Raw genomic sequence first — 11,304 nt, forward strand, 5'->3', positions numbered from 1 at the left:
TCCTCCCATGCGCATTCTTATCGCTGAAGATCATCCCGATAACCGCGAAATGCTGACGCGCCGCTTGCTGCGCAAAGGCTACGAAGTGCACTGTGCTGAAAACGGCGCGGAGGCAGTGGAGATGGCCCAATCGTGCGCGCCGGATCTCATTCTCATGGATATCTCGATGCCGGTGATGTCCGGGATCGAGGCGACCAAGGCCATTCGCAACACGCCTGATGTGAGCAACGTGAAGATCGTGGCGCTGACTGCGCACGCGATGGAGAGCGCACGTAAGGAATGCATGGACGCGGGCTGCGACGACTTCGCGACCAAGCCGGTGGATTTTGCCGGCCTTGTCGCTTTGATCGAAAAGTACGCGGCCTAAGGGGGGAGGCTCTTGTTCGCGCGCGGACCCTGCGGTGTGGGCCGCGGCATGGTTAGCGCGCGTCAAGGTTAGCAAAGATAAATCATCCAAATTCTTCAATCTGCCCTGCGCTATTAGCGCGACCTCAACTCTCGTGTCGTAAATTGCCCGTCTGGTATGCGGGGGGGCGAATGTCCTCGGTTCAAGGCGATGAGGGCGCGTCAGCGACGACGCGCCTCGGACGTATTCTCCTGGTCGACGACCAGGCGCAAAACCGTGACATGCTCGGCCGCCGGCTTGAGCGTCGCGGATATGACGTCGTGCTGCGCGAAACTGCGGTGGGCATTGAAGATGTTATTGCCGCCGAAAATATCGAACTGGTTCTGCTTGATTGGATGATGCCCGAGCGCTCCGGGTTGGAAGCGCTGCAAGGCATTCGTCAGCGTTTCGACGCCGAGCACGTGCCGGTGATCGTCGTCACTGCGCTTGATGATGGCGATATCGTCTCGAAGGCGCTGGAAGGCGGCTCAAACGACTACATCACCAAGCCGATCGATCTGCGGGTGCTGACGGCGCGGGTAAAGGCGCAGCTGGATCGCCGTCAGGCGGTGCTTGAGCTCGATGCGATCCGCGACAATCTAGAGAAGACGGTCCAGCAGCGTACCCAGGATCTGGTGAGCGCCAACGAGACGCTCTCGGCTGAGATCGGCGAACGGGAAGCTGCCGAGGCGCGCGCTCAATCTCTGGCGCGCCACGATCCGCTGACGGGTCTGGCGAACCGCCGGCACTTCCTGGAAGAATTGGAACGGCGTCTGGCGCTGGTTGGCACTGAAGAGTGTGCTTTCGCGCTGATGTTCGTGGATCTCGATCGCTTCAAGCCGATCAACGACGTTCATGGTCACGCGATTGGCGATCAATTGCTGCAAGTTATCGCGACGCGCCTGACTGGCTGCATCCGCGACGATAGTTTCGCGGCGCGCCTGGGCGGCGACGAATTTGCGGTGTTGCTGGAAGGGCCGGGCAATCGTGATGCGGTCGCGGCGGCGGCGCGACGCATTCTGCATGAGCTCTCGGCGCCGATTTTGGTCAACGGATTGAAGCTCACGGTTGGCGCTTCGATTGGTGTTGCGCTTTGCCCTGAAGATGGCGACGTGCCGGCCGATCTCCTGCAACGCGGCGACGCTGCGATGCTGCGCGCGAAGGAAGATCGCGGCGCCTACAAGTTCTTCGACTCTTCAATCGATGAAGAGCTGAAGATGAAAGCCGCGCTCGAAAACGAATTGCGTATGGCGATCCCGAACGGCGATATCGTGCCGTATTTTCAGCCGGTGGTGCGTGTCGACACGGGCGAATTGGCTGGCTTTGAAGTTTTGGCGCGCTGGCCGCACCGCGAACGCGGCATGATCTCGCCGGCGGACTTCATCCCGGTCGCCGAGGATGCGGGCCTGGTGGACGCGATGTTCTGGGCGTTGCTGGCGCAAGCATGCCGCAAAGCACTCGATGCGCCGGGCGAATTCGTGCTGGCGGTCAACATTTCGCCGAGCCAAGTACGCGACCAATGGTTCCCGGAAAAAGTGCTGCGCACGCTGCGCGAAACAGGCTTCCCGGCGCAACGTCTCGAGATTGAAGTGACGGAAAGCGCGATGATCGGCGATGTCGCGCGTGCGAAGACTTCGCTGATGTCGCTGAAAAATCAGGGCGTGCGGATTGCGCTTGATGACTTCGGCACCGGCTATTCTTCGCTGTTCTTGTTGCGCGAACTGCCGATCGACAAATTGAAGATCGACCGCTCGTTCGTGGCGCGGATCACCACCGATCGTGAAAACGCGACTATCGTTGGCGCGCTTGTTGGTCTTGGCAAAGCGCTCGGGCTCAAAGTTACGGCTGAGGGCGTCGAGGACGAAGCGACCGCGGATGCACTGCGCGCGATGGGCTGCGAGCTGGCGCAAGGCTATCTTTACGGGCGCGCGTCAGAGCTGCCCGAGTACAACGTTCAAGCTTTGCGTGCTGCGAGCTGATCAGGCTGCCTGATACGCGAACCACACGTTGGGTTCGACGTAACGGCCGCTGTCACGCTCAAGATCAATCGACACAGGATTGAGTGCGCCGTCGATCTTGTATTCGCCGGTCGTCGGGAAGGCGCTGCCACGCCACATTTCCCAGAACGCGACTGGCTCTTCGACAACCATGGAACGTGGCGCGGGTTTGATGATCTTGCCGCCGGCGGCCGAGTGACTGCGCAGCCAAGGATCGAAAAGGCGGCCCTTGTCGTCGGTCCAGGTCATGTACTCTTCCATCGGGATGAAAGGGTGCAGGTGCTTGGCGGACGGACGGACCGGCGCGATGACGCCGTCGAGGCCTTTGCGTTCGGCGAGGTTGCGGAATTCCTGAATCATCACGCGCGCGAGGCCCTTTGAGCGATGGATGCCCGGCACTGAGATCGCGAGCGCGCCCAGCGCGTTGCGGCGGGCGCCGTTATTGTTGGCGGCGCTTTCGACGATCCAATCCCAGCCTTCAGGTGGGAGATTGTCGAAGTCGCAGGTCAGCGGCACGCAATTGCCGACGGCAACCGGGTAACCGGTGACTTCGTCGACGAGGCAGAGCTGGCAGTCGGCGTTGTCATCCAGCAACTGCTGGTAGAACGCGAAATGCGCGCGGGTGAAGTTGAGGAAACCGAGTGCGCCCCACGCGGCCTGTTCGATGGCCATCGCAGCTCTGCGCAGTTCGGGGCTGTCGGCGCGTGTCTTCACGACGTAACGCGTCATAGATCACCCAAGTGGCTGTTAACTATACTTGCAGCGCTCCGGTCATTACCCGGCTTGTCCCCAGCAGTGCTTGAGCGTTGCAGTTCCCTAATAAGGCGTAAATTTCCAGAACGCAAGCCTAAATCGTTATTTACCAAGGTTAACGAGGCATAGCTGCGCTGCGCTCCAGGAGGCCGCAAATATAGTTAGCGAAGTATTATGAGGCGTATTTCAAATAAAAATCTGGGTTCCCGTAACATAATTTTTGTATTGAGCACTGTATTATCCCGAGGTTAAGTACGGTTGCGTCCATTTACTTTGGCTTAGTCATGACATTGAGCAGCGCCAAAAACGTTCATTACAAGAACGATCTGAGCCGCCTGACCGCGGTGATCGGTGCTGCGCTGGTGCTCTTCGGGGCAGTACTGCTGGTTATCGTGGCTTACGCGGGCTGGTCAGCGAACCGGACGGCCGTGGTGCGTGAGCGCCAGCTTGTGGAAAACGCACTCGACCAGAGCGTGAGCTCGGTGCTCGACCAGCAAAAGGCGATCGCCTGGTGGGACGACGCTGTGGCGAACGCCCAGCGCCGGCCTCTCGATCTGGACTGGATCGACACCAATATCGGCCTCTATTTCTTCGAGACCTATGGGCATGATGAAGTCTTCATCATCGATAGCTCGAACCATCCGATTTACGCGACGGTGAACGGCGAGCGCAGCGATGCTGCAGCTGCCTACAACGCACACCGGGCCATCTTCGATCAGATCGTGAGCGAAGCACGCAGCGGCGCCGACGAAGGCTTGCGCCAGCGCGACCAGAAGTTCGGCGAAAGCCAAGGCAATTATAGCGCGCTCCTGGGCGCGAGCTTTGGCCGTTGGGCAGGGCACATCATGAGCGTCGACGGCGAGCCTGCCGTCGTGACGACGATCTCGATCGTGCCGAACCTCGATGCCGGCTTGCTGCAGGGCGAGCCGCACTTGCTGCTTTCGGTTGTGAAGATCGACGAAGCCTTCATGGCGCAGGTTGGCGGTTCGCTGCTGATCCCAGACCTCAGCCTCTCGCAAGACACGGTGCGTGGTTCCGGCGTCTTGTCGGAAGCGTTCGTCGCCGATGACGGCACGCCGATGGGATATTTGGCGTGGACCCCGCGCCAGCCAGGCCGTTCGCTTTTGCTCTTCATTCTGCCGCTGGTTGCCTTTGGCGTGATGGGCGCGGGCTGGCTGACCTACCTCATGATCAACCGGCTGAAGCGGGCTTCGGGCGATCTTGCGGACCGCGAAGCGCAGTCGCGCCATCAGGCGTTGCACGATGCATTGTCGGGCCTGCCGAACCGCCACCATTTCGTCGAGCACTTGCAAGAGCAGCTCGATAATTTGGTTCAAACCCGAAACAACGGCCGGGTTCTGGTCGCTTACATCGACGTTGACCGGTTCAAGGATGTCAACGACACGATGGGTCACGCCGCTGGCGACACGCTCATCATGGGTGTGGCTCAGCGGCTGCAAAAATCGCTCTCGCGCGAGGATTTCCTGTCGCGCTTCGGCGGCGACGAATTTGCGGTTCTGCGCTGCGCCAACGGTCCGCGCGCGGCCGAGGAATTGGCTGAGAACCTGCGCAAGGCGTTCGAGGAAAGCTTCGACGTCTATGGTCAGCACATCAAAATGACCGCCTCGATCGGCATCGCGGTGAGCCCTGAGCACGGCATGTCGCCGCAAGAGCTCATGCGTCATGCCGATATCGCGCTCTATCAGGGCAAGAACCAAGGCCGCGACAAGGCAATGGTGTTCTGCGCCGAGATGGCGGCGGAAGTCGAACAACGCCGTGAGATTGAAGTTGAACTGCACGCCGCGCTCGAAGCGCGCGAGTTGAAATTGCACTACCAGCCGCTGATTTCGTGCGCCGATGGGCGCGTGACGGGCGTGGAGGCGCTGCTGCGCTGGAAACACCCAAAGCAAGGCGACATCTCGCCGGGCGTGTTCGTGCCGATCGCCGAAGAGGCGGGCTTGATGCCGGCTTTGGGAGCGTTCGTGATCGAGCGCGCGTTCGAGGAAGCCAAAGCTTGGCCGGACCTTGAAATCTCAATCAACCTCTCGCCGGTTCAGTTCCGCCACGTCGATCTGGTCGAGCTGCTCGAGCGCCTCGTTCAGGAGCATGAGATCAACCCGACGCGGATCGTGCTCGAGGTGACCGAAGGCATTCTGATGGAATCCAGCGATCGCAACCGCCAGATCCTCGAGCAGGTGCGGGCGATGGGCTTCAAAATTGCCCTCGATGACTTCGGCACCGGCTATTCGTCGTTGCGGTACCTCTGCGACTTCCGCTTCGACAAAATCAAAATCGACCGCGCCTTCGTGACCGGCATCCATGAGCGCAAGCGCGCGATGACGATCATCCAGTCGGTTGTGACGCTGGGCCGGGGCTTGGGCATGGAAATCGTCGCCGAAGGTGTGGAAACCGAGGCTGAGGCTTCGGTTATGCGCCTCGTCGGTGTCAGCGAGCTGCAGGGCTTCTTCTTCTCGCGGGCGGTTCCCGCTTCCGAGGTGGCGGCGCTTCAGGCATCGTTCCAGCGCCCGAAGATCGAAACGAAGCCTGGCAGCGTTATGGACTTGCGCGCCCAATTGCGCAGCTGAGGCGGGTCAACGCGCCCCTGATGCAGTGCAACATGAGGTGCGTTTTCCCCAGCTGGGCGCGTGCCGGCTGAGTGACATTTTCGCCCCGTATCCAGAGCTTTCGGCCATGCGCCCGGCTATGGACAAAATTCCGATAAGTCGGCATGCCAACCCCTATGCGCCGCTCCTAGGAGAGCGGCCGCCAGCGGGAGGATTGGGCGCGGCCTAAATGGCCGGTGTCCAGTGGCGATCGGTTTACGCCATTTCCCGCTCGCGCCGACAAAAGGGGACGGAGCCGGGATGCGCATCAGACGTAACATTCAACTCGCTGGCCTTGCGGTGGCTATGGTCGGCGGTGTCTCCGGCACGGCTGAGGCGGGTGATCGAACGATCAGCACCGGCATCGATACGCCGGTTGTCACGTCAAACCCTGACGGCAGTACTGTCGCTGGCGATGTGACGATTGCTTCTGGTGGTGGTTCGATCACCGTCGATGCTGGCGAAACGGCGGTGACACTAGACTCGAACAACGACGTCACCAACGCGGGCGCGCTCAACTCGAACAACGCCAACAACTCGAACGCCATCGTGATCCAGGGCGGCTTTGCCGGCACGGTGACGAACTCAGGCTCGATCAGCCTGCTTGAAGATTACACGATCACCGACAGCGACAGCGACGGCAACCTCGACGGCAACCTCGCGACCGGCACCAACCGCCACGGCATCTTCCTGCAGGCAGGACCGACGTTCACCGGCGACATCATCAGCTCCGGCTTCATCACGGTTGAAGGCAACAATTCATCGGGCATCACGCTCAACGGTTTGCTGACCGGTGATCTCACCGTCAGTAGCGCGTTGGCGATCACGGGCGAAAACTCGTTCGGCGTCGCGATCAATAACGGCGTTACCGGTGACGTTTCGATTACCGGCGGCGCGGCTGTGCGTGGCCAGAACAGCATCGGCGTTCACGTCAACAGCGATATTGGCGGCGCGCTGAATATCAATGGGTCGTGGGCGACGACGGGTTATCTCTCGACGACCCCGCCGACCGATCAAAGCGGCCTTGATGCCGATGACCTTGAGCAGGGCGGTTCGGTGCTGCTCGTCAACGGCAACGTCGCCGGCGGCATCACCATCCAAGGCATCGGCGTCGAGAATGATCTCAACGACGATGGCGACGCCGAGGACAACGAAACCGACGATAACGTCACTGCGGTGCTTGCATCGTATGGCTCGGCGCCGACGGTTCACGTTCAGGCGGACGGCTCGAACCTTGTTGTTGGAGCCAACGCTGACGGCTGGGGCCTGCAGGTGCGCGGCCAGCTTAACGCCACCGGCATCTATAACGGCATTGAAGGTACGGCTCTGCGCATTGAAGGCGATGGCCTTGGCGCGACGGCGACGATCAATGGCGGCGTCGCGATCGATAATTCGGTTTCGGCCAACTCTGCCGAAGCAGATGCGTTTGGTGTCGTGTTCGGACAAGACTCGATCACGAACCTGCTCGCTGTACGCGGCTCGGTTACGTCGAACTCGGCGTCGGACGCTGCGTTCACGTCGCATGCTGTGTTGCTGGAAGCCGGCGCGAGCGTGCCGGCCATCAATAACAGCGGCACGATCCAAGCGAATTATTTCGGCGAAACCGGTGACGCGGTTGCGATCCAGGACCTCTCCGGCACGCTGACGACGATCACGAACTCGGGCGGCATCGCAGCGTTGCTGATCCCGACTGACTCTGATCCGACCGATGATATCTTGCCGCCGACCCCAGCGGGCGATGCGATCGCAATCGACGTTTCGACTTCGAGCGCAAACGTCACGCTGAACCAAGTCGCGCCGTCGGTGTTCACCGACGATGATGCGGTCGACGATGTTGTCGTTGATGATGACCCAGCGATCCTCGGCGAAATTCGCTTCGGCTCGGGCAACGACACGATCAACCTGCTGGCGGGCTCGATTGCGGGCGATGTGTCGTTCGGCGCGGGCGCTGACCAACTCACGATCGATAACGGCGCTTCGTACGTCGGTTCGATCACCGACACCGATAGCGCGCTGACGATCAATGTGATCGACGGCACGTTGGCCTATTCGGGCGGCACGCTCGGCATCACCAGCGCGAGCTTCGGCGCTGACAGTATCTTCGGCGTGTTCCTCTCGGCCGTGCCGTTGGAAACCACGAACATCACGGCCTCCGGCACGGTGACGTTTGCGGCGGGCGCGCAGATCGTCCCGGTCATTCCGGCAGGCCTGCCGACGTTCGGCTCGTACACCTTCTTGACCGCCAACGGCGGCATGTTCGGTGCGGCGAATGTCGTCGGCGCCGTGGGGGGCGCGAACGCTCCTTATCTCTACAATGTCTTCATCGACACTACGAACCCGATCGTCGAAGGCTCGCCGAACTCACTGGAAGCGACCTTCCAGTTGCGTACGCCGGCGCAGTTGGGCCTTTCGGCCAACCAAGCGATCGCGCTCGATCCGATCCTCGAAGCGCTGCGTTTGGATACTGCGGCTTCAACGGCGATGGCGGCGATCACCTCGCAGTATGAGTTCTTCGATGCGTACGAAGACCTGATGCCGAACTATGCCGACGGCGCGACTGAAGTTGCGACCACGGCGATCCAGCAAATGCAGAGCGCCACCTCGAACCGTATGTCGGCAACGCGCCTGCAGGGCTTGGATGAAGTCTCGGTTTGGGGCCAGGAAATCGCTTACGGTGTAACGCGTGAAGCGCCGAACCCGAACGCGCAGGAATTCCGCGGCTCAGGCTTTGGCTTCGCGGCTGGTATCGATGGCCCGACCAATAACGGCGCCATGTTCGGCCTCTCGGCTGCGTTCATCGCATCGGAAGTGGAAGAGCCTGGCCGTCCGGACGGCGAGATTTCGACTTGGTTCGGCCAACTCAACGCGTACTATGCGACGGCTGTCGGCCCGATCGATCTCGACTTCATCGGCGGCGCAGGCGCCGGCAAGATGCAGTCACGCCGCTTTGTCGAAATCGGCAATCCGGTCGCGTTCCGTGCGCTCTCAGAAGCAGATTGGATGGCGTACGAAGGCCACGGCGCGATCCGCGCTTCCGTGCCGCTCGCGATCTCGGAAACGTTCACCGTGACGCCGCAGGCAGCATTGACCTACGTCGCGATGAACGAAGACAGCTACGAAGAAGAGGGTGGCGGTGCAGCAATCGATTACGCCGTCGACAGCGTCTTCTCGCAGCGTCTCTGGGCTGACGTGGGCGTTGAGTTCGCGGCCAACCTGCGCTTCGGCCAACAATCGGTTGTCTCGCCGCGGATCTATGCCGGCTATCGCGCCAATGCGTTGGACGCCGAGTCAGAGCGTACGGTGCGCTTCGTTTCCGGCACGACGCCATTCACGCTGACGGACGAAGGCGTGGGCGATGGCGGCCCGCTGATCGGCATCGGCTTTGACGCCACCAATGGCTACTCGACGTTCTCGCTCGGCTACGAAGGCGAGTTCAGCGACCAGATCGAGCGTCACAGCATCAACGCGGCGATCCGCTTCCGCTTCTAAGCGGCGCGTGACGCTGAGCAGTTGATCGGCGCGGCTTCGGCCGCGCCGATGTCGTTTTCGGTCCACAGACGCCCGTCGGCTTGCATTGGCGTGTTGTAGTGCCGGACGGCGAGCGCGGCGCGGTAGACGCCGTGATAGTCGCTGGCCGCGCCGATCTCGATGCTGTCGTGATCGATGTTCACGCCGATATCGAGATAGGCGTCGAGATTGGCGGTGTTGGGTTTGGGCAAGTGGCCTGCGCGATAGTCGCCGGCCATCTGCGCGTAGAGGCCCTCCAGATTGCGCGCCAGACCGTCGATATCGAACAATGTGCAGGTGTCGCGGTTGGCGGTGAGCCGCTGGCGCAGCGCCTTGAGGCCGAGCTGATCGGTCGTTGCCAACGCAATGGCGCGCTTGATGAAGGCGTCGGGCGAAGTTGTGATGAGTTCCGGTGCGCCCGCTGCGCGGACGAGGCTCGCGCAGACGCGCGAAGCGAAGCTGCGGCCAGCGTAGGTGAGCACCGGAACGCCCATCCAAAGCGCATCTGATGCGGTGGTGTGCGCGCCATAGGGGGCGGTGTCGAGAAAGAGATCGGCGAGCGGATATCGCGCAAGGTGGCGCGGGTTCGGGACCTTCTTGGCGAAGATCAAGCGATCACCGGAAACGCCGTAACGTTCAGCCGCGGCGCGCAGACGCGTGTTGGTTTCGGTGTTGTAGTCCAAGAGCCAAATGACGCTGTTCGGCACTTGGTTGAGGATCGCCATCCAGCGCTCGAATGAATAGCGCGTGACCTTGTGCGCGGCGTTGAAGCAGCAAAACACGAACGCATCTTCGGGAAGGCCGTGCTCGCTGCGTTGCGGCGGTGCGGTGTCGACGATGCGCTTGCGGTCGTTCGGCTGATAGCAAGGCAGGCGCAGCACGCGCTCGGAATAGTAGACCTCGTGGTCCTGCGGGATCACCCATTCGTCGCCGATGATGTAGTGGTGATAGGGGCTGCCCATCGACCCCGGGTAGCCAAGCCAGTTGACTTGGATCGGCGCGGGACGGCGCGCGAAAATGCCGAGGCGGGCATCGCGCGTGTGGCCGTTGACGTCGATGAGGATGTCGATTTCGTCGGCGGCGATAAGAGCGGCGGCTTCATCATCGCCGATGTTGCGGATGTCGGCCCAATGCTCGGCGGCGGCTTTGATGCGTTGGTTGATGCCGTCATCGGCCGGGATGCCGCAATAATAGATGAAGACCTCGACGTTCGAGGTGTCGTGCGCTTCGAAGAGATTGGCCATCAGATAGCCGACGGCATGCGCGCGGAGATCCGATGAGACGTAACCGATGCGCGGGCGGCGGCCTTGCGGGATCGGCGCGTGGCGACGATCGCTGGCGCTGGTGATGGCGGGCGCGACAGCCTCTGCGTAGCGATGCGCGAGGCCGAGGTGCTGTAGCGGATCGTCGGAATAGGCGCACGAGGAGAGCGGGTGAAAGCGTGAGACGAACGAGCCGCGCGTGAGCTTTGTGGGCGTCGTTGCGATCGGCCATTTGCATTGCGCGAGACGGACGGCGGCGTATTGCTCAACGACGTCGCGCTGATGAAGGCCAAGGTCGAGGCATTGCTGAAGCGCGACTTCGGCGGCTTCGTGCTGCTGGTTGTCGCTGAGCACGCGGCTGAGCTGCTTTAGAAGCGTGATCTTGTATTCGATCGTATCGCCGGTGACCGTGGCCATGCGCTCAAGGCCGGCCTTCCATTGTTCGACAGCGGCGGCGGCGTCGCCGGCGCGCTCAAGCGCGCTGCCGAGATTGATGTGCGCTGGTGCGAAATCCGGATTGATGGTGAGGGCTGCGCGCAGCGAGGCGAGCGCGCCGGCATTGTCGCCGCCTTGTGCGAGCAGGGTGGAGCAATTGAAGTGGGCGATGAAGAGCAAGGGATGCTCGCCATTCATCGCGATCCAGATCTGATAGAGTTGGCGGGCGAGGTCAGGCTGGCCAGAAGCGCCGAGCTGCTGGGCTGCCACGATGAGTTCGTTGAGCGGCAACGATCCGCTCGTGACCTTCTGCAAAGCCGTCACGAACGCTGGTTCTGACATGGATACGCCGCCCGCTTACG

Annotated in this window: 6 protein-coding genes; 4 read left to right on the plus strand and 2 right to left on the minus strand. The window is 61.5% G+C overall.

Annotated elements, in window-relative coordinates:
- The first annotated feature begins 7 nt into the window (after positions 1-7).
- Both ATE48_RS16020 and ATE48_RS16025 read left to right on the plus strand, forming a co-directional pair.
- Positions 8-367 carry a response regulator gene (locus ATE48_RS16020; protein WP_066773210.1) on the plus strand — a complete coding sequence of 120 codons (360 nt, stop codon included), beginning with the start codon at positions 8-10 and terminating at the stop codon, positions 365-367.
- 170 nt (positions 368-537) lie between these two features.
- Positions 538-2,364, plus strand: a complete 1,827-nt coding sequence (locus ATE48_RS16025; protein ID WP_066773216.1) for a putative bifunctional diguanylate cyclase/phosphodiesterase — start codon at positions 538-540, stop codon at positions 2,362-2,364.
- Here ATE48_RS16025 and ATE48_RS16030 read toward each other — a convergent pair whose 3' ends face one another.
- Entirely contained in the window at positions 2,365-3,111 is a 747-nt protein-coding gene (locus ATE48_RS16030) for a hypothetical protein (RefSeq protein ID WP_228126657.1), read from the minus strand.
- A gap of 308 nt (positions 3,112-3,419) precedes the next feature.
- On the opposite strand from ATE48_RS16030, the gene ATE48_RS16035 reads away from it, so the two are divergent.
- Both ATE48_RS16035 and ATE48_RS16040 read left to right on the plus strand, forming a co-directional pair.
- Entirely contained in the window at positions 3,420-5,720 is a 2,301-nt protein-coding gene (locus ATE48_RS16035; protein ID WP_066773219.1) for a bifunctional diguanylate cyclase/phosphodiesterase, read from the plus strand.
- Positions 5,721-5,999: 279 nt separating this feature from the next.
- Positions 6,000-9,227 carry an autotransporter outer membrane beta-barrel domain-containing protein gene (locus tag ATE48_RS16040; protein ID WP_066773221.1) on the plus strand — a complete coding sequence of 1,076 codons (3,228 nt, stop codon included), beginning with the start codon at positions 6,000-6,002 and terminating at the stop codon, positions 9,225-9,227.
- On the opposite strand, the gene ATE48_RS16045 is transcribed toward ATE48_RS16040, so the two are convergent.
- A complete protein-coding gene (locus ATE48_RS16045) occupies positions 9,224-11,284 on the minus strand; it encodes an O-linked N-acetylglucosamine transferase, SPINDLY family protein (RefSeq protein WP_066773223.1) in 2,061 nt (686 codons plus the stop codon). The genes ATE48_RS16040 and ATE48_RS16045 overlap by 4 nt on opposite strands.
- Between the last annotated feature and the right edge of the window lie 20 nt (positions 11,285-11,304).

The organism is Candidatus Viadribacter manganicus (assembly GCF_001679665.1).
GTDB classification, from domain to species: domain Bacteria; phylum Pseudomonadota; class Alphaproteobacteria; order Caulobacterales; family Aquidulcibacteraceae; genus Vitreimonas; species Vitreimonas manganica.

What these genes read in the sequence shown, in the direction of transcription:
- ATE48_RS16020 (WP_066773210.1), top strand. Translation starts at nt 8, where the DNA reads ATGCGCATTCTTATCGCTGAAGATCATCCCGATAACCGCGAAATGCTG.
- ATE48_RS16035 (WP_066773219.1), top strand. Translation starts at nt 3,420, where the DNA reads ATGACATTGAGCAGCGCCAAAAACGTTCATTACAAGAACGATCTGAGC.
- ATE48_RS16030 (WP_228126657.1), bottom strand. Translation starts at nt 3,111, where the DNA reads ATGACGCGTTACGTCGTGAAGACACGCGCCGACAGCCCCGAACTGCGC.
- ATE48_RS16040 (WP_066773221.1), top strand. Translation starts at nt 6,000, where the DNA reads ATGCGCATCAGACGTAACATTCAACTCGCTGGCCTTGCGGTGGCTATG.
- ATE48_RS16025 (WP_066773216.1), top strand. Translation starts at nt 538, where the DNA reads ATGTCCTCGGTTCAAGGCGATGAGGGCGCGTCAGCGACGACGCGCCTC.
- ATE48_RS16045 (WP_066773223.1), bottom strand. Translation starts at nt 11,284, where the DNA reads ATGTCAGAACCAGCGTTCGTGACGGCTTTGCAGAAGGTCACGAGCGGA.